At 36.9% G+C, this 19569-nt stretch carries 14 protein-coding genes and 2 riboswitches; of the genes, 13 read left to right on the forward strand and 1 reads right to left on the reverse strand.

What is annotated here, in order from left to right; genetic code table 11:
• Positions 1 to 3 precede the first annotated feature (3 nt).
• The 12 genes from NYE73_RS01385 to NYE73_RS01440 all read left to right on the forward strand — a co-directional run bounded on the left by NYE73_RS01385 (position 4) and on the right by NYE73_RS01440 (position 17457).
• Entirely contained in the window at positions 4 to 2517 is a 2514-nt protein-coding gene (locus NYE73_RS01385) for a LuxR C-terminal-related transcriptional regulator (RefSeq protein WP_311198650.1), read from the forward strand.
• 137 nt (positions 2518 to 2654) lie between these two features.
• Positions 2655 to 5093 carry an InlB B-repeat-containing protein gene (locus NYE73_RS01390; RefSeq protein WP_048391925.1) on the forward strand — a complete coding sequence of 813 codons (2439 nt, stop codon included), beginning with the start codon at positions 2655 to 2657 and terminating at the stop codon, positions 5091 to 5093.
• Between the two features lie 150 nt (positions 5094 to 5243).
• A complete protein-coding gene (locus NYE73_RS01395) occupies positions 5244 to 8279 on the forward strand; it encodes a leucine-rich repeat protein (protein WP_259951193.1) in 3036 nt (1011 codons plus the stop codon).
• A gap of 97 nt (positions 8280 to 8376) precedes the next feature.
• Positions 8377 to 8661 (forward strand): hypothetical protein, encoded by a 285-nt coding sequence (locus tag NYE73_RS01400; protein ID WP_048391923.1) that lies wholly within the window; start codon positions 8377 to 8379, stop codon positions 8659 to 8661.
• 118 nt (positions 8662 to 8779) lie between these two features.
• Positions 8780 to 9475, forward strand: a complete 696-nt coding sequence (locus NYE73_RS01405; protein ID WP_048391922.1) for a response regulator transcription factor — start codon at positions 8780 to 8782, stop codon at positions 9473 to 9475.
• Complete coding sequence (locus NYE73_RS01410; RefSeq protein ID WP_259951194.1) at positions 9465 to 10760, forward strand: HAMP domain-containing sensor histidine kinase; 1296 nt, start codon at positions 9465 to 9467, stop codon at positions 10758 to 10760. Before NYE73_RS01405 ends, NYE73_RS01410 begins: the two co-directional genes overlap by 11 nt.
• On the forward strand, positions 10757 to 11428 hold the full coding sequence (locus NYE73_RS01415; protein ID WP_066038373.1) for a PepSY domain-containing protein: 672 nt from the start codon (positions 10757 to 10759) through the stop codon (positions 11426 to 11428). Before NYE73_RS01410 ends, NYE73_RS01415 begins: the two co-directional genes overlap by 4 nt.
• Before the next feature lie 90 nt (positions 11429 to 11518).
• The gene (locus tag NYE73_RS01420; protein WP_259951195.1) at positions 11519 to 12043 is read left to right on the forward strand and encodes a PepSY domain-containing protein; all 525 of its coding nucleotides are present in this window, start codon (positions 11519 to 11521) and stop codon (positions 12041 to 12043) included.
• A 213-nt stretch (positions 12044 to 12256) separates the two neighbouring features.
• A riboswitch (cyclic di-AMP (ydaO/yuaA leader) is annotated at positions 12257 to 12406 on the forward strand.
• Between the two features lie 118 nt (positions 12407 to 12524).
• Positions 12525 to 14348, forward strand: coding sequence for an APC family permease (locus NYE73_RS01425; protein WP_054548693.1), 1824 nt, complete (start codon positions 12525 to 12527; stop codon positions 14346 to 14348).
• A 164-nt stretch (positions 14349 to 14512) separates the two neighbouring features.
• Positions 14513 to 14614, forward strand: a riboswitch (purine riboswitch).
• Positions 14615 to 14748: 134 nt separating this feature from the next.
• Positions 14749 to 15333, forward strand: a complete 585-nt coding sequence (locus NYE73_RS01430) for a xanthine phosphoribosyltransferase (protein ID WP_048391917.1) — start codon at positions 14749 to 14751, stop codon at positions 15331 to 15333.
• Positions 15333 to 16631 (forward strand): nucleobase:cation symporter-2 family protein, encoded by a 1299-nt coding sequence (locus NYE73_RS01435; RefSeq protein WP_036075370.1) that lies wholly within the window; start codon positions 15333 to 15335, stop codon positions 16629 to 16631. The genes NYE73_RS01430 and NYE73_RS01435 overlap by 1 nt, the downstream gene beginning before the upstream one ends.
• 304 nt (positions 16632 to 16935) lie before the next feature.
• Entirely contained in the window at positions 16936 to 17457 is a 522-nt protein-coding gene (locus tag NYE73_RS01440; protein ID WP_048391915.1) for a DUF2179 domain-containing protein, read from the forward strand.
• Between the two features lie 42 nt (positions 17458 to 17499).
• Here the strand turns inward: NYE73_RS01440 and NYE73_RS01445 are convergent, their stop codons facing one another.
• Positions 17500 to 18786, reverse strand: a complete 1287-nt coding sequence (locus NYE73_RS01445) for a DUF2252 domain-containing protein (protein WP_259951196.1) — start codon at positions 18784 to 18786, stop codon at positions 17500 to 17502.
• 181 nt (positions 18787 to 18967) lie between these two features.
• Between NYE73_RS01445 and NYE73_RS01450 the strand changes: the two genes are divergently transcribed.
• Positions 18968 to 19537 carry a YitT family protein gene (locus NYE73_RS01450; RefSeq protein ID WP_048391911.1) on the forward strand — a complete coding sequence of 190 codons (570 nt, stop codon included), beginning with the start codon at positions 18968 to 18970 and terminating at the stop codon, positions 19535 to 19537.
• Positions 19538 to 19569 lie beyond the last annotated feature (32 nt).

Consider the following 19569-nt stretch of genomic DNA (forward strand, 5'->3'; position numbering starts at 1 on the left):
CATGTGCCAAATATTTTAGTAGCCTCAAAAACAACAGTCCCTCAAACGGGCAAGCAAATTATTGAGCGAGAACGATTAAATGCCATTCTACTCCAGTCAACAGCAAAACTTATAGTAGTACAAGCGCCAGCAGGGTATGGTAAAACCACTTTTCTAAGTAGTTGGTTTCAGCAACTTGAGACGGCAGTAGCATGGTATACGGTGGACCAAACAGACAATGATCTAAATCGCTATTGGAAGTATTTAATTCATGCTATTGGTCACTCATTACAGCCAGAAGCTGCCTCTCGGATTAATTCTATACTCCATGCACAACCACAGTTACCATTAGAGTTTTTAGTGGACTCTCTCTTATATGAATTATCGCTATCTACTAAAAAGATTCATATTATGATTGATGATTATCATCATATTCATAATATTGCTATCCATCAAGCGATGACTCGACTAATTGATTTCTTACCTGAAAATTGCTTTATTTATTTGACTAGTAGATCAACTATTTCATTACCTATTGCAAAGTGGAGATTAAACCATTGCTTGCTTGAAATTGGTTTAGAGCAACTTCTTTTTACGTATGAAGAGACAAAAGAATTTTATAAAAATTTAAATAAAAAGCTGGATGTAAAGGTATTTCAAAAGGTTTTTGAGATAACAGAGGGCTGGCCAACAGGGTTGCAATTAACTAATTTAGCGGATTTTCATAATGTAGAAAAAGAGTTAAAAGAAAGTAATTTATATGTGTTCCAATATTTAATGAGTGAGGTTTTTTCCAAACTTGCACCATCCCTCCAAATTTTTCTTCTTTATACTTCACTTTTGGAACAATTAACCGCTGATACATGTAATGTCCTAACAAACCGTACTGATGCTCAAGTAGTCTTATTAGAGCTTGATCAACAAGGATTATTTATTAGTAGAGTAGAAGCAAAAGAGCAGGTTTTTCGATATCACAACTTATTTAGAGAAGCATTGCGCCAAGAATTGAGCAATCGTTTTACTCAGCAAGATATTTTGTATTTATATGAAAAGGCAGCTGTAGCTTTATATAATAATGGAAATTTTTTATCTGCTATAGAGCTTGCTTTAAGCGGCAACGTATTTATGTATGCTGAACAATGGATTCAGGAGCATCTTGTAACATTTCTTTCCTGTGGTCATTCAACATCCTATGTAAAATGGATTGATACATTTTTGTCTAATGGCTATGAGGTACACCCAGAGTTGATGGTAATGTATGCCTATACACTCGCAGCATTACACAATTTAGAAGATGCTTATCGGACGATACTAGACCTAGAACAAAAGCATAGGTCCAATCAATGGATGAATAAAAGTGAGTATGCATCTGCTGTCGATGATTTTCTAGGTGTGAAAGCCTATGTCTTTGTCATGAAAAACGGAGATCTTTCTCAAGCTGGGGAATATATTCGACAAAGACTGGAGAGAAATCCAGTCAGGTCCAAATGGGACGCAATATTTATACAATATAATCAATCAGAGCCTATGTTGTTTAGAACAAATATCGGGTCTCGAGGGAAGTTACTTTCAGATGAACAGGCTATGTCTTATTTTGCTAAGTTTAGAACAGGGAAATTTAAAAACTTAAGTATGACGGGCTATAGCTATGGCGTGCGTGCAGAAAAATTATATGAGTGGAACCAATTTGCTGAGCTATCAACAGAATTAGAGGAAGCTATACGTTCTGGACATCAATTTCAAGATGCAGGATTGTTAGTACCGATGTATATTCTTAAAAGTAAAATTGCCGTGTTAGAACAGCAATATATAGTTGCTCAAGGGGTTTTAGATCATGCAATTGAAGCTGTCAATGAACGCCATTGGATTGATAGTATAAGAGTAATGAAGGCACTTTTATTTTTACGTGAAGACAATGTTGTCCAAGCAGAACAGGAGTTAGCTAAGGTCAAAGTAGGTAAGGATTTTCCATTTTATTTGCTAGTAAAAGCACGTTATTTACTCATGGAAGGACATCTACTAGCAGCGCAGCAATTGATTATACAGGTGCAATCACAGGCGCAACAACAAGAACAGCTATCTACTCGTATAGAAGCGACAATTTTATTAGCCATATGTTTGGTTGAGCAAGGACAAGCAGATGAGGCGTTAGAAAAATTACACCAAGCCTTGAAATTAGCCGAACCATATCAATATATCAGAACCTTTATAGATGAGCCTCAAACATATGCTTTATTAAAAAAATATGCCGCTATTCGAAAGCAATCTTTTGAAATGGAGTGGAGGGAGGTTTCCATGAGCTACGTTGAGCACTTGCTCCAATGTGTTCAAAAGTATAAGCAAATTTCACCATTGGCGTCCCTTACAACTCGTGAACAGGAAATATTTTTATTATTATCAAAAGGTGCTTCTAATAAAGAAATAGCCGAGCAGCTATTTTTATCGGAAGGTACAGTAAGAGTCTATCTCTCGGGGATTTATAGTAAGTTAGGTGTTAAAAATCGAGCCCAGGCAATATTATTAAACACGCTGGTATAAGGTTATCCGTTATCTTTTTTAGGTAGCGGTCTTTTTTTTACATAAAACAATTAACATTCCTCAATAGTGGAAGTATCTTGAATTTTCTAAGATAAAGGGAGGAGAATACTTGATTTTAAGAGGAAGGAGCGAGAGGAATGAAAAGAATCTCGAACATGATGATTGTTCTAATATTGCTCTTTTTCCAATATGGGCAAGTTCCAGCCTCTTATGCGAATGAGCATAATGCTATTGAAGAAGGAGCGGATAGTCATGCTAAAAAGAGCCTTAACAAAAATCTAGTTGGTAATGCAAGATTCCATACAGCGCCAAATGACACAGGCATAACACTTGTAGCCTATGGAGGGGCAGGAGGGCATGTTGATATTCCAGCTGTTATTAACGGACAGCCCGTTACGATAATAGGGGAATCTTCATTTTTCAATAAGAATGTGACAAGTGTAACTATCCCTGAAAGTGTGACCAAAATAGGGGATAGAGCATTTTTGATGAATCAGATCACGACTGTGACCCTCCCTAATAGATTAGAGAGTATAGGTAATCTAGCGTTTTTTGACAATCGGTTATCGACTGTCTATATTCCTGATAGCGTAAAAACAATAGGAGCAGAATCATTTGCGAATAATCAGCTAACAGCAGTGACAATTCCAGATGGTATAACAAGAATTGAGAACAGTGTATTTTCGAGGAATAAATTAGAAAGTGTAACCATTCCCAGTAGCGTGACAAGTATAGGGAACTACGCGTTTTATCAAAATCACTTAACAACCATTATTCTACCTGATGACTTAAAGAAGATAGGGTTCTATACTTTTTATGGTAATAACCTGAAAGAAGTGACTATTCCTGAAGCAGTTACATATATAGAAGATTGGGCATTTGCCTCTAATCAGTTGCATTGGGTTTACTTTAATAGACCATTAGTGCTGCAGCCTAATACATTTAACTACCAAGGTGACAGGTTTGATGGTTGGTATAGTGATTTGGCATGGGCAAAGCCGTGGGATGGCAATATCACACAGCCAACAAAAATTTATGCAAAGGGAAATGCGTTAACATATACACTTACATTTGAGCCAAATAGCGATACAGCTATTGATGAACAGCAAATACTGGCTGGAGAAAAAGCACTTGCACCAGCAACTCCGATAAAAGATGGCTCTCAATTTATAGGCTGGTATAAAGATGAAGAATTGACTGTACCCTGGAACTTTGATACAGATGTGATAACGGGAAATATAACTTTATATGGAAAATGGGCAAAAAAACCATACACTGTTATATTTCATACAGATACAGACACAATAACAATCGAGGTATTGAATGGAGAGCTATTAGCCAAGCCATCAGATCCAACGAAAGTTGGCTATACATTTGCAGGTTGGTATAAAGACGAAAAGCTGATGATACCGTGGAACTTCGAGATCGATAAAGTGACAGAGAGTATGACGTTATATGGAAAATGGCTAACAAATGAATACATCATTACCTTTTATACAAATGGAGGGACGTTAATTTCTCCTGTGACAGCTAAGTATAATGAGGTAATAGATGAACCACTGTTCCCGACAAAAACAGGTTATAAATTTGTAGGCTGGTATAAGAATGAAGAGCTGACCAAACCATGGAGCTTCGATACTGATAAAGTGGCAGAAGATACAGCACTTTACGCGAAATGGGAAAGGGTAACTGTACATTATATTCTGGACTTTGCTTCAAATGGTGGAAGTGCTATATCGCCCCAAAGGATTACTGCTAATACAACCGCAATGCAACCAATCAACCCAATAAAGGTAGGCTATACATTTGCAGGTTGGTATAAAGATGCTCATTTCACAAAAGTCTGGAATTTCCATACAGATATAGTGACAGCTAATACTACTTTATATGCAAAATGGCAATGGCTAGCAAACGATTCTTCAGGTGGTGGAGGAAATTCGTCCCCAACACTAACAGAGCCAGAAACGACAGAGCCAACCTTATCTGAAAAACCAGAACCTAAACCTGAAGATCAAGCTAAGCCACAACCAACCGAGCCAACACCCCAAACAGAGGCAAACATTACTTTCTCAGATATTCCTCAGGGCCATTGGGCATGGACGATGATTCAGGAGATGGCAAGGCAGGGCATTATTACAGGCTATCAAGACGGCACCTTCAAGCCAAATGCACCAATTCAGCGCCAGCATGTTGCCCTAATGTTAACCAGAGCATTAGAGCTAGAACCGAAAAAAGAGGCGTTTATATTTAAGGATATTCCTGAAAGTCATCTCTATTTTGAGGAAATTAAGCAAGTGCAACAAGCAGGGCTGTTTGATGGCATAGATGGAAACTTCCAACCAAAAACTAATATGACACGTTCACAAATGGCCAAAGTATTGGTAGAGGCTTTAAACTTAACAGCCCATAAGAAAGAAACATTTAATGATGTATCTGCTACTCATTGGGCATACAATTATATTGCTATTCTTGCGTCAAACGGTATCACAATAGGTGATCAAGGTAATTTTAGACCTAATGATGCTGTTACACGGGCAGAATTCGCAATTTTTTTATATAGAGCCCTCTCTCAATAAGAAAAAATCCCATCACTGGTGTGATAAGACTACCAATGATGGGATTTTTGTATTTACCTAAAAATAATTAACATTCCTCAATAGTGGGAGTAAATAATTACCTTTAAGATGAAGAAGAATTATTTCATTTTTAAAGAAAGGAGAGACTATATGAAAGCAAAAAGTGTTAGATATGGAATATGGTTTACACTATTTATCTTCATGATGTTAGTGAAAATCCCTTTTACTTTTGCTAATGAAGCTGATTATGATGTGGAAGATAGCCCTGATGGATCGATAACTATAAAGACATACACAGGTACTGGCGGAGACATGGTAATTCCTCATCAAATACAAGGGAAAATCGTAACAGGGATAGACGCTTGGGTGTTTACTAATAAAAATCTGACAAGCCTCATGATACCAGAAACAATAACAACAATTGGTGCTTATGCTTTTTATCAAAATCAGTTAACAAGTGTGACACTGCCAAGTAATCTAACGAACATTAGTGATGGTGTATTTTCCTTAAACCAACTAACAAATGTGATACTTCCAAATAATCTAAGTAGTATCGGAAATTATGCATTTTCTGGAAATTTTCTAGAAAGCGTAGATATACCTAAAAGTGTTATTAGTATAGGAGATCATGCATTTTCAACGAATGATATTGTCAATGTGAAAATTCCAGAGGGTGTAAAAATAATAGGGTCAAATGCATTTGCAAGGAATGATATTGAAAGTTTAGAGATACCAGAAAGTGTGAAAAGCATTGGAGATGAAGCCTTTTCAAATAATTACCTAAAGGAAATCATTATATATTCTAAAGATGTTGAAATAGGTGATGATGCTTTTATAGGGCATAGTCCTAACCTTGTTATTTATGCTCCAGAGAATTCTTCTGCAAAAGAGTATGCAGATAGGTTGAATATAAACTTTCAAGGTATAAATTCTCCAGATCCTGTCAATGAAGCGGATTATGAGTGGACAAAAAATAGGGATGGGTCAGTAACGATTAGAGATTACATAGGTACTGATATGGCAATAACCATTCCAAGTCAGCTAGATGGCAGGGTAGTAACAGCAATAGGTAGTGGAGCATTTGGTGAAAAAGGTCTTACGCAGGTAATTATACCAGACAGTGTAACAAGCATTGGAGATGTGGCATTTGCAGAAAATCAATTAACGTATGTGAAACTACCAAATAACCTTAAAAAGATAGGTGAAGGTGTATTCTTTACAAATAAACTTACTGCTATAGAAATACCAGATCAAGTTACTCAAATTGGCTCATATGCATTTTTAGATAATGCACTTGCTACAGTTAAGCTGCCAAATCAACTTAAGACAATTGGGGATTTCGCATTTATGGAGAACCAATTAACAAACATTGAGTTACCAGCAACTTTGGAGACTATAGGAGAATGGGCGTTTTCAGATAATCACATAACCTCTTTAGTAATACCTACTAGTGTCGTAAGTATAGGAGCGTATGCATTTGCTACCAATGAACTTTCAAATGTAACGATTCCCTCAAGTATAACAAGTATAGCGGAAAGTGTATTTCTCGATAATCAGCTTACAAGTATAGAGATTCCTAGTAGTGTAACGAATATTGGTAGATGGGCCTTTGGGAAGAATAGACTTAGTAGCATCGAAATTCCTAAAAATGTAATGACTGTAGAGGATAATGCCTTTAATGACAATAATCTTAAACAAGTGAAAATATTATCGGATGCAACGATTCTTTTAGAAGATATTTTTAATGCAAATCCAAGTAATTTAATTATTTATGGTCATGATGCATCGACTGCTCAAGCCTATGCCAATCAAAATAATCACCAGTTCGAGTTACTTACTTATCAAATTATCTATCATGGAAATGGCTCTGAACAAGGAAATCCACCAGTAGATATGAATATGTATCCAAGAAATACTCCAGCAACGATCTTAGATAATATAGGATCTTTAGAAAAAACTGGCTATACATTTGATGGTTGGAACAGCACTAACGTGGGAGATGGTATAGATTATACAGTCAATAGCATTGTTGATATTGAAGAATCAGATCTTGCCTTGTATGCGAAATGGGAAGCAAATTCATATGTTGTCACATTTAATACAAATGGGGGGACAGCAATCAATCCTATTACAGTAATTTATGAGGCACTAGTAAGTAAACCAGTAATCCCTATAAAACCAGGGTATACATTTTTAGGCTGGTATAAGGATGCTCAATTCACCACACCATGGAATTTTACAACGGATATGATAACCCAAAATACAACCTTGTATGCAAAATGGGAAAACGTCGTCGCACAGTATACGGTGGATTTCGAAACAAATGGAGGAAGTGCAGTAGCATCACAGAAGGTAACTAAAGATACCTTAGCAACAAATCCAGTAAATCCAATAAAGGCAGGCTATACATTTACAGGCTGGTATAAGGATATTGAACTGACGATACCATGGAATTTTTCTAAAGATGTAGTGAAGTCCAATATCACCTTATATGCCCATTGGGTAAAAGACGGTTCATCGGGTGGTGGAGGAAGTATATCTCCGAATCCATCCCCAAAACCAGGGCCAAACATACCTGAAAAACAAGAACAAAAACCTGAAGAACCTAAATCTGAAGAACAAAAACCTAAACCTGAAGAACCAATTGATCCACAACCAACAGAGCCAGATATCATCTTCTCAGATATTTCTCAAGGACATTGGGCCTGGGCGATGATTCAGGAGATGGCAAAGCAGGGCATTATTACAGGCTATCAAGATGGCACCTTCAAGCCAAATGCACCAATTCAGCGCCAGCATGCTGCCCTGATATTAACAAGAGCATTAGAGCTAGAACCGAAAAAAGATGCGCGAGAATTTAACGATATACCTAAAGACCATCTCTATTTTGGGGTAATCGATCAGGTGCAACAAGCAGGTCTGTTTGAAGGCATAGATGGGAACTTCCAGCCAACTACGAATTTGACACGCGCTCAAATGGCAAAAGTATTAGTTCTTGCCTTTAATTTAACTTCATCGAATAAAGATACTTTCGAGGATGTGCCAAAAACACACTGGGCACATAACTTTATCGCTATACTTGCAGGAAATGGGATCACAATTGGAGATAATGGCAACTTTAGACCAAATGATCCTGTAACACGTGCGGAGTTTGTAACATTTTTGTCTAGAGCTTTGCATCAATAATTAAAAACCTCACCAATGGCTATCCATAAAGCTTTTGGTGAGTTTTTTTGTTCAAATTATTAACATTACTCAATAGTGCGTAAGGATGTAAATTATTATGCTAATAGAAAAGGAAGTGTTTCTATTGAAAATCGTTCGTCTTGCCTTCTTCATATTATTCTTAAGTTTAGCTTTTGTATCGATTAAACTTTCAATTAAAACGGATGAAAGGAATTATGATTGGCGTAATAACTCTGATGGTACAGTGACAATTATTCATTATAATGGTCCACATATTGAGTTTCCCTTTCCAAGCCGTTTAAATGGCAAAAAAGTTGCTAAAGTAAGTTCAGGAATTTTTGAGAAAAGGGATATTTACAGCTTTTTACCGAAAGTTTATTAGTTAAAGACGTACCCTGTGTCAAAAAAAGAAATGTATTGTCTTTCTCATCATTTTCTAATTAGACTTTCACCACTTGTATCGTATACGATGAAAAGAAAAGGCGAAGGACGGATTCGACATGACACATCGAATTTTAATTATAGAAGATGAAGAGAATATTGCGAGAGTGCTACAACTGGAGCTTCAATTTGAAGGATATGAGGCAGCAATGGCTCATACAGGAGCAGAAGGCTTACTACAATACCGTGAGCAGCAATGGGATTTAATTTTACTTGATATCATGCTACCTGAGATGAGCGGTATTGATGTGCTAAAGCGTATTCGTGCAACAGAATCCCAAACACCTGTTATCATGCTAACTGCTAAAAGTGAAGTAGAGGATAAGGTAAAGGGCTTGGATTTAGGAGCCAATGATTACGTGACAAAGCCTTTTGAAATTGAGGAGCTACTGGCACGAATTCGCAATGCACTACGGTTTTCGCAGAAGGTAAATCCAAAGCAAGTTGCACTTACATTTGGCCATTTATCGATAAACGAGCAAACAAGGGAAGTTGTGTATTTTGATAAGGAAATTCAGCTGACACCTCGTGAGTATGATTTGTTGTTCTATTTACTAAAGCATCCTAAACAAGTACTGACAAGGGAGCAAATATTAGAGGCTGTGTGGGGCTATGATTATTATGGGGATACAAATGTTGTGGATGTTTATATACGTTATGTACGGCAAAAGCTTGAGGCTGCTAATCCAGCACCTCTTATCCAAACAATTCGAGGTGTTGGATATGTGCTAAAGGAACATAGTTATGAGACTTAAAACAAAAATTCATCTACTAACAACATTGCTTATGCTAGTTATTATAGTGGCAACAAATAGTGGAATTTATTTGTTGTATGAGAAATTTGCCTATGATACGGAATATAATCAGCTCCAGTCACGGGCAAATGATTTAAGCTCTACACTGAGTCAGTTAAATGCACAAACCAACTTACAGCAAGTATTAAGAGCTTATATGCCAACAGATGGTTCTGTTTATATTTATGATGGTGAACGCTTGAAAACAAAGGTTCAAGCTACCCTTGAAATGCAAGAAGTCCCTGCCATTACCTACACTATGCCTGCTATTTGGATCGACGGAACGGTAGTGGACATAACATTACAGCAATCTATGGAAGAAGTAGAACGGACATTAGATTTGTTAAAGGTCATCTTAGTTGTTGTATCTGTCGTGGCAACGATTCCAATTTTCCTAGCGAGCTTGGTACTTGGGCGACTTATTTTATTACCGCTAGAACGTTTAAATGAGACCATGCGCAAAAGTGCATCTACTGGGAAATATGAAAAAATAGATACTACAGAAAAAGGTGGGGACGAGTTAATAAACATTAACCGCACTTTTAATATAATGATGGAGAAGCTTGAACAACATTATCAAAAGCAACAAGAATTTGTATCAAATGCCTCTCACGAGTTAAAAACTCCTATAACTGTCATTGAAAGTTATGCAAAACTACTCCTAAGAAGGGGTTTTGATAATCGTGAGGTTGCTCAGGAATCCTTACAGGCCATTGCCAATGAATCATCTCGTATGCATGAAATGGTGTTGCAATTGCTAGAACTAGCTAAAAACAAAGAGCAATTGGACATTCATTTCGAACAACTAGAGCTTGCCCCTTTCTTAAATAAAGTAGCTTCACAAATGGAACAGGCTTATCATCGAACATTTAGAATTGATGCGCAGATACCAAAATTTATTAATAGTGATGAAAAAATATTGAAGCAACTACTTTTTATTTTGCTGGATAATGCTAGGAAATATAGTGAGGATGAAGTACGTATTCAAGCCACTGAAACAACCAACCATGTACGTATTACCATCCAAGATTTTGGTATTGGTATTCCAGTCGAGCATATTCCTCATTTGTTTGAGCGTTTCTATCGTGTAACAGAGGATCGTAATCGTAAAACAGGTGGTTCAGGGCTAGGGCTAGCAATAGCACACGAACTGGCACAACAATTAGGTATAACGATAGATGTGAAAAGTAAGCTAGGGGAAGGCTCAAGCTTTACTTTATGTATACCAAAGGAGGGACAGCAATGAAAAAGTGGATGTTAGTAATTGTTGTTATTATCCTTCTTTGTAGTGGAGTAATTTGGTTTGTTCAACATCGTTATTTTTACGTTCAACCTCTTAGTGAAGCGCAGGCTATTCGGCATATTGAGACTATCTACAATGGTCATGTTACACAGGTTGAAAAACAAGGAAATAACTTTGAAATGCTTTTTACGCGTGACGATGTCAAGTATGCAGCTATACTCGATGTTACGACACAACAGGTGACTGATCTAATCCTGAAAGAAGGACATAGTAAATTACTTTTAACAGAAAAGCAGATCAGACAAATGGTTAAAAAGGAATATGGAGATATAGAAAGCGTTATGCTTACAGACTCCATTTACACTGTACGTGTTGAAAATGAGGAAATTCAAAAGGATTTAACGTTTGATGGTTATACTGGCGAACTACTGGCTGAGAAAAAGGTTGAGCCACAAGAACAACCTATCGAAGAGCCTATTATTACTGAACAACAGGCCATTCAAATAGCTCTTAAGCAATTAAAGGGTGAAGTGGATTCAGTTGATTTTGAAGAAACCCCAGAGGGTGGTTACTATTTAGTTGAGATTGAAACGCAGGAGGACGAAGCTACATTTCAAATTCATGCTGTTTCAGGAAAAGTACTGTCTGTAACATGGGATGACGATCATTAAATCATTCTCATGAAATTCTAATGTTTCTCTTATTGTTCTATCATCTTCAATTGGTAAGCTAAGTTTAGATAAACCAAAGGAGAGATGAACATGAAAAAAATGATCATGATTCCAGCACTAGTAATTACACTGGGAGTGGGTGCAGCGATTGGCTCGACGACTTTATTATCAGGAAATGCCCAAGAAAAAAAGGTCTTATCCATGCAGGAAATTGAGAAGAAGGCTCTAGCGGTAGTGGATGGTACAGTTGCCAATATCGAATTTGACCAAAATCAGTTTAGCTCTAATTATGAAGTAGAGGTGTATACAGATACAGAAGAATATGATTTAAAATTTGATGCTTATAGTGGAAAATTGCTCAAGCAGAAAAAGGAACGTCTAGATGACGATGATTGGGATGATCATATTCCTGCTACGACTGCTACAACAAAAATAATTACAAAAGAGCAGGCTATCAAGACAGCCCAAACAAAAGCAAAGGGTAAAGTGACAAAAATTAAGCTTGATGATGGTGTATATGAAATTGAACTGAAAGACGGTCAATATGAATACGAAGTAGATGTGGATGCAGTCTCTGGGAACATTATCGACTTTGAACAAGGCTTTGATGACTAATATAATGAGCTGTCTTGAAGGTAGAATATACCTTTAAGGCAGTTTTTATTGTTTATATTGTGGGTATTGACTAGGTATTCAGGAAATTTTCTTTAAGAAGCGGTTATTTATATGTTCAAAAAAAGCCTATGCTTTTACTCAAAAAAGAGAAAAATTTTCTTCTTTACTTTTTCAATTAGCAGGCGTAATATGACATCATTATAAAAGTTTCAAATTTCTAAATCGCTGAAGCAACTAAACGCGGGGGAACCAATTTTGATGGATGGCATAGCCATTCTTGGGGTGAATCTCTTCCTTGTGGAGGAGTAGGGCTACTCAGGCCCGAATCCGACAGCTAACCTCGTAAGCGTTAAGAGCAGAAAAGTGGAGCTTGGCAGACGGATGAGCGTCTACAAGTCTTATTTAGTGATGACTTGTAGGCGTTTTTTGATGTAATTTAGAAAGGCGAAACACATTCTATGAAACTAGAAGGTGTTTATCAATGAAATCCTCATTCAAACGTTATGTAATCGGCAAACCATTAAGATCCGATGCGTTAGGGGAACAAAAGCTAAGTAAAACAAAGGCACTGGCCATATTATCATCAGATGCATTGTCATCAGTAGCCTATGGACCAGAACAAATTTTAATTGTCCTAATGACGGTAGGTACAATGGCGTTTTGGTATTCTTTACCTATTGCCGCTGGAGTGGTTATTCTACTCGTGGCACTGATTTTATCCTATCGTCAAGTTATCTTCGCCTATCCACATGGGGGAGGCGCCTATGTCGTATCACGAGAAAATTTAGGCGTGAATGCAGGTCTTGTTGCAGGGGGTTCTTTGCTTGTTGATTATATTTTAACGGTAGCAGTAAGTGTGTCGGCCGGGACAGATGCCATTACATCTGCATTTCCAAGTCTTCATGCTTATAATGTACCCATTGCTATTATATTTGTGATTTTCTTAACGATTTTAAACTTGCGAGGTGTAACAGAGTCAGCCTCTATCTTGGCGTACCCAGTTTATCTATTTGTAGGCGTTATGCTGTTGCTAATCGGGATTGGGCTCTATAATGTGGCAACTGGACAGGTGCCTGCAGAGCTACATCCAAAGATTGGCACACCAGTGGCAGGGATTAGCCTATTTATTTTATTAAAGGCATTTGCTTCAGGAAGCTCAGCGTTAACAGGAGTAGAGGCTATTTCTAACGCTATACCTAATTTTAGAAATCCTGCCCCGAATAATGCTGCTAAAACGCTTTTAGCAATGGGCGCCATTTTAGCCGTTTTATTCATCGGGATTGTTAGTCTAGCTTATTTTTATGGCGTTGCACCAACAGCAGAAGCAACAGTCGTTTCCCAACTAGCAGAAGCTAGTGTTGGTCGGAATTTTCTTTATTATATTGTACAGGGGACAACGGCAATGATTTTAGTACTTGCCGCAAACACAGGATATTCAGCATTTCCCTTGCTTGCTGTGAATTTATCGAAGGATGGTTTTATCCCACGAATCTTCCAAATTCGTGGGGACCGTCTTGGCTATTCAAATGGTATTTTAATGCTAGGTATTGCAGCCATTTTTTTAATTATACTTTTTGACGGGGCCACAGAGCATTTAATTCCGCTCTATGCAGTAGGCGTATTTATTCCCTTTACATTAGCGCAAACGGGAATGATGAGAAAATGGTGGCGCGAAAAACCTAAAGGCTGGGTAGCAAAATTTACGATCAATACAATTGGGGCTGCTATCTCTTTCATCGTGGCAATGATGTTTTTTGTGACAAAAATGCCTCAAGTATGGCCAGTGTTTATCTTTTTACCAATTATTATTTTTGTATTCCATCGCATTAAGCAACATTATCAAGCTGTTGGAGAACAGTTAAGATTAAATCATGAGGAACTGGCTACTATTGAGGGGAATGTTTTCATTGTGCCAGTAGCTGGTATAACAAAGGTGGTTGAAAACTCCCTACATTATGCCAAATCACTTAAGGTTGATAAAGTGATAGCCTTTTACGTAGCTTTCGATCAAGCAGATGCAAAAGCTTTTGAAGAGAAGTGGAACGCCTGGCAACCTGATGTACGATTAGTTACCTACTATTCACCATATCGCAGCATTACACAGCCATTAATTAAATTTATTGATAAAGTAGAACATCAATGTACGAAGACAGGTCATAAAGTTACAGTTGTTATCCCTCAATTCTTACCGAAAAAAGGGTGGCATCATATGCTACACAACCAATCGAGTCTTCTTATTCGTACATCACTGTTATTTCACAGAAATGTCGTCATTATGACAGTACCGTTCCATTTATCAAAATAATGCTAGCAAGCTAGAAAATAGTCTGTTATAATCAGTACGTTGATTGAAAACACGAACGTTTACAATTAAAAAGTTCCAGAATACCATTAAATTCCGAAAAATCAAACTTTTTTTGGTGAGAGATAGTAGCCCTTACCGAATAAAGTGATAAATTGGTTATTCTGATAGTTTCATACAAATCCACTCATATAATAGCGAGAATAGGGCTCGCAAGTTTCTACCGATTTACCGTAAATGAATCGACTATGGGTAGCAATGCTTTTAGAGAACTTCAATTTAATGATGTTTTCTATTCATTTCGACGTTTTTGCGCTGAATGCTTTGCTCCACTCGTAGCAGAATGGAATCAAAGTATTCAGCGTTTTTTTATAATTTTTTACGAAAGAAGGATATGAAAGAAATGAAGTTATTACAAGACAAAATTATGCAAGAGGGTAAAGTATTATCTTCATCCGTATTAAAGGTTGATTCATTTTTAAACCATCAAATTGATCCGATGCTAATGAAGGAAATTGGTCATGAATTTGCAAATCGTTTCTCTGATCAAGTGATTACAAAGATTTTAACAATAGAATCTTCAGGTATTGCCCCATCCGTGATGTTAGGCTTAGAAATTGGCGCGCCTGTCGTGTTTGCTCGTAAACGTAAATCATTAACTCTTTCAGATAACCTTTATTCTTCAAAGGTACATTCATTCACAAAAAATGAAACAAATGAGATCTCTGTCTCACGTAATTTCTTAAGCGAAGATGACAATATTTTAATCGTAGATGATTTCTTAGCTAATGGTGAGGCTGTCAAAGGCTTACTTGATATTGCTGCACAAGCGGGTGCGAATGTTGTAGGAGTTGGAATTGTTATTGAAAAGGGCTTCCAAGATGGCGGAAAACTATTGCGTGAGCAAGGTGTTCGCGTTGAGTCATTAGCAATAGTAGATTCTCTTGAAGATGGCAAAGTAACATTTGCTACGGAGGCTCGCGCGTAATGAATACCTTTAAATCGACTGCGCTAGCGATTCAACATTTACTTGCAATGTATGCTGGAGCCATCTTAGTGCCACTGATTATCGGTGGGGCAATTGGCTTCGATTCAACACAAATGACGTATTTAGTAGCGATTGATATTATGATGTGCGGGATCGCTACACTTTTACAGGTTTATTCAGGTAAATTCATTGGTATTGGCTTACCTGTAGTACTTGGCTGTACATTCACAGCGGTAAGTCCAATTATTGCGATTGGTACAAACCCAGAGCAGGGTATTACGGACATTTATGGTTCTATTATTGCCTCTGGTGTAATTGTAATGATAATTGCGGGCTTCTTCGGCAAGCTTGTGAAATTCTTCCCACCAGTCGTAACAGGGTCAGTTGTTTCAATTATCGGTATTTCCTTATTACCAGTAGCATTAAACAATATGGCAGGTGGACAAGGTGCTGAGGATTTTGCCTCTGCTTCTAATGTAGCTTTAGCCTTTATTACATTGGTTATCATTTTAGTCGTTTATCGCTTTTCTACGGGCTTTGTTCGTGCTATTTCAATTTTAATAGGATTAGTAGTAGGTACTGTTTTAGGTGCTTTCATGGACAAGGTGGATTTCACCCCAGTTGCAGATGCTAATGTATTTCACATGGTACAACCTTTCTACTTTGGCATGCCAACATTTGATGTAACGGCGATTATTACCATGACACTTGTAGCAATGGTATCTTTAGTAGAATCATCTGGTGTCTATTTTGCGCTAAGTGATATTTGTAATAAAAAATTAGATTCAAAAGATTTGGCTCGTGGCTACCGTTCAGAAGGTCTAGCTTCAGTAATCGGTGGTATTTTCAATGCCTTCCCATACACAACATTCTCACAAAACGTGGGACTAACTCGTATGTCAGGCGTTAAGGACCGTAAAGTCATTTACATCACAGGTGGTCTACTTGTAGCATTAGGCTTCCTACCAAAAATCGCAGCATTAACAACAATTATTCCAACGTCTGTACTAGGTGCGGCAATGCTTGCGATGTTCGGTATGGTGATTACACAAGGTATGGGAATGCTTGTACCTGTTATGAATGAATCAGCGGAAAACGCAATGATTGCAGCGATTGCAGTAAGTTTAGGTGTCGGTGTATCCGTTGTTCCTGGCATTTTTGATGCACTGCCAACAAGCGTTTCAATCTTAACGTCAAATGGTATTGTTTGTGGTTCAGTCACAGCGATTATCCTAAATATTTTATTCAACATGATTGGGCCTAAGCATAAAAAAGACCCGATGCACGGGGAAGTATAAAAAGATATAAATAACATTCATCTAAATATTTTACATATTTTGATGAAAAGAAAGTGATACCTACTTTTATCTATTGATTTAGATTTGAGGAGGTGTCACTTTTTTGTTGTTATGGATTGTATGTTTTAAACTATAGATTATGATTTTAGTTAAAATTTGTTCCGTTAAAATAACTTTAGACTGTCATAAGGAATGTTTAACATTAGACTAAAAGGGAATTTAAAATAGAGTTGTTGAAATGGCATGTAACTCTCTCTTTCAACATATACTTATATAAAACTACTCTCAGAAAGGTCTAGCACAAATGCAAAGTATTGTTTTAATTTTAATCCTACAATTAGTATATGTACCTTTTTTAACATTACGAACAATATTTTTGGTAAAGAATATCACATTCCTTGCAGCGATATTTGGTATGCTGGAGATGTTGGTGTATGTATTTGGCCTTTCACTCGTTTTCAGTGGGAAGCAAAGTATGTTATCTATGGTTGTCTATGCAGTTGGGTTTGGATTAGGTATATTTTTAGGAGCAAAAATAGAACGAAAGCTAGCGATAGGCTATGTTTATACAACCATTAATACGCAAAATAAAAATGAAGAGCTTGTGAAATTTCTTCGCCACGAAGGGTTTGCCGTCACGATTTATATAGGAGAAGGGCGAGATAGTAACCGCTATAAATATGAGATCTTAACGAAGAGGAATCGTGAAGGAGAGCTCTTTCAAATAGTAGAGCAATTTGAGCCGAATGCGTTTATTATCTCGTATGAGCCTAAATCATTTAAGGGAGGCTTTTTACTTGCTCGTATGAAGGCCAAGCAAAAATAATATTCAATATGAGAGGACCTTCGCTAAAGCGAAGGTCCCTTTTTACATTTTTGTTTCAACCCAGTTTTTGAATAAGTCATAATCTGTATAGACGGTTTCTTTGTAACTCATTGCTTGTAAAATTGTATGTTCTATAAATACATTTCGTTCTTTACCGATCGCTTTTAAAATCTCCTCCTCGCTGTGATAGGTAAAAACATGAGAATAATCGATGTCAGCTCGTGCATGTATTTTAGCGGCAATTTTCCCCATAAGTGATGTTGTTGTAAAGTAATCCTCTACATCCTGATAGTTTTTAGGCTTAATCTTCTTTTTATAAGGAGAACGTTCTCGAATATAAAATTCCTGACCATTCATTGTAATAAAGGCTAAATGTGGATCCTCTAAGTGGTGCATGGCTTTTTGAGTTCCAACTACTCGTGCTCCTTGGTGCTCATAATGAGCCCAAAACAGATCCTGGTAGGGAAGAAAGTAGGCAGGAATGGCTGTGCGTACTTCTTTCATTTCTAACACTAAATTTTCAACCCCTGATGCACCCTTTTCATCTTCCACTAAAATATAGTAACGTTTTAAACCGATTGAAGCTGTACCAGATCCATACTTATAAGCTATGTCCCTAATTTTATATGTAGAAAGTGCGTTTGAAATGGCACTGTATTCCTCAGCAGTGACTGGTTGAATTTCTTCATTCCATAAGAAAGCGCGCTCGCCGTCTTCATTGAGATACGTAATATCCTGTAAAAAATGGGATCGTTGGCGTTTCTCAAGCTTTTTCAATAACCTCTTTGCGGGTCCCTTGGTATTGTTCTTTGTGAAAATGAGTGTTAGAGGATCATCCTGTTTACGCTCAAATCGTTTTAGTTGATTGATATAACTATTAAGAAAATGTTGAATAGCCGTTTCTTGGGTTGTCTTATGTAAGCCTTGTTCTTCTATATAAAGTGCAATACTAATACTCATACGAATAATATCGTATAAATATGAACCGACATAGCCCTCATCGAAATCATTGACATCAAAAACAATGGAGCCAGCTTCATTTTGAAAAGCACCGAAGTTATCCATATGCATGTCACCTTGAATCCAAGTCGGTTTTCTATCAGGAGTATGGAAGATTGAAGCGGATTTTGTCATATCAAAATAAAAGAGATAGGCACTTCCACGGAAAAAGCGAAAAGGACTTTCAAGCATTTTACGGTATTTCTCCAAGCGCTGTACCTCTGTTAAGCGCATTCGTTGACCATCAAACTCTTCAAAGATTGTTTCCAATTGTTCTTGTCTTAAAAAAGTTCTAGTATGTTTAACTTGTTCCAATAAAGCATGCTCCATATCATAATCCCCTTTGTTAATTTAAAATTTATCTGTATATACGGAAATAAATTGAATAAGTTTCGAAGAAATTTAGCAAATGCACTCGATAAAAATGGCTAATCATCTAAGGTTATTTCATAACATGTTCAATAACCTATTTTCATACTATAAGACATGCATAGACACGGAGGGGGGTTGTATGTATTTCTTTACAAAAAGTCTAGTCATTATAATAGGAAGTATTTCATTGTCGTTAGGAATAAACTTATTTTTAACGCCCTATGAAATTTTAGATGGGGGAGTAGTAGGGTTAGCGCTAATATTACATTATTTATATAAGCTCCAAATTGGTTTAATGATTATTATCATTAGTATTCCAATTTTTATTATTGCGTGGTTTAAATATAAAACCTATTTTTACAATAGTATACATGGCTTACTAACGTCTTCCTTCATTATCGATTTTTTAAAGCCTGTCCGCAATCTTGTGCAAATTGATGCGCTCTATAGTGCCATTCTTGGAGGAATACTTGTAGGCTTTGGTATTGGTCTAATGCTGCGATTTCAGACAAGCACAGGGGGGACTGACTTGATAGCACAATTTATCTGTGATAAAACGGGTATCAATGTTGGGATATTAATATTTTTTATTGATTCCATCGTGATTGTTATAGGTGGCTTCCTCCTATCAACCTCGACCTTGCTATTATCTATAATTACAGTGCTAGTTGTGGGGATTACGACAAGCATTATTACTAGTCGAGTTTAATAAACATAAAAAAAGTTCCAGTATAAACTGAA

The organism is Lysinibacillus sp. FSL K6-0102 (assembly GCF_038003545.1).
GTDB classification, from domain to species: Bacteria; Bacillota; Bacilli; order Bacillales_A; family Planococcaceae; genus Lysinibacillus; species Lysinibacillus capsici.

Excerpts from the sequence above, each read along its gene's own strand:
- NYE73_RS01420 (WP_259951195.1), top strand. The coding sequence starts at position 11,519 with ATGAAAAAAATGATCATGATTCCAGCACTAGTAATTACACTGGGAGTG.
- NYE73_RS01435 (WP_036075370.1), top strand. The coding sequence starts at position 15,333 with ATGAATACCTTTAAATCGACTGCGCTAGCGATTCAACATTTACTTGCA.
- NYE73_RS01405 (WP_048391922.1), top strand. The coding sequence starts at position 8,780 with ATGACACATCGAATTTTAATTATAGAAGATGAAGAGAATATTGCGAGA.
- NYE73_RS01390 (WP_048391925.1), top strand. The coding sequence starts at position 2,655 with ATGAAAAGAATCTCGAACATGATGATTGTTCTAATATTGCTCTTTTTC.
- NYE73_RS01415 (WP_066038373.1), top strand. The coding sequence starts at position 10,757 with ATGAAAAAGTGGATGTTAGTAATTGTTGTTATTATCCTTCTTTGTAGT.
- NYE73_RS01430 (WP_048391917.1), top strand. The coding sequence starts at position 14,749 with ATGAAGTTATTACAAGACAAAATTATGCAAGAGGGTAAAGTATTATCT.
- NYE73_RS01450 (WP_048391911.1), top strand. The coding sequence starts at position 18,968 with ATGTATTTCTTTACAAAAAGTCTAGTCATTATAATAGGAAGTATTTCA.
- NYE73_RS01440 (WP_048391915.1), top strand. The coding sequence starts at position 16,936 with ATGCAAAGTATTGTTTTAATTTTAATCCTACAATTAGTATATGTACCT.
- NYE73_RS01395 (WP_259951193.1), top strand. The coding sequence starts at position 5,244 with ATGAAAGCAAAAAGTGTTAGATATGGAATATGGTTTACACTATTTATC.
- NYE73_RS01410 (WP_259951194.1), top strand. The coding sequence starts at position 9,465 with ATGAGACTTAAAACAAAAATTCATCTACTAACAACATTGCTTATGCTA.
- NYE73_RS01445 (WP_259951196.1), bottom strand. The coding sequence starts at position 18,786 with ATGGAGCATGCTTTATTGGAACAAGTTAAACATACTAGAACTTTTTTA.
- NYE73_RS01400 (WP_048391923.1), top strand. The coding sequence starts at position 8,377 with ATGCTAATAGAAAAGGAAGTGTTTCTATTGAAAATCGTTCGTCTTGCC.
- NYE73_RS01425 (WP_054548693.1), top strand. The coding sequence starts at position 12,525 with ATGAAATCCTCATTCAAACGTTATGTAATCGGCAAACCATTAAGATCC.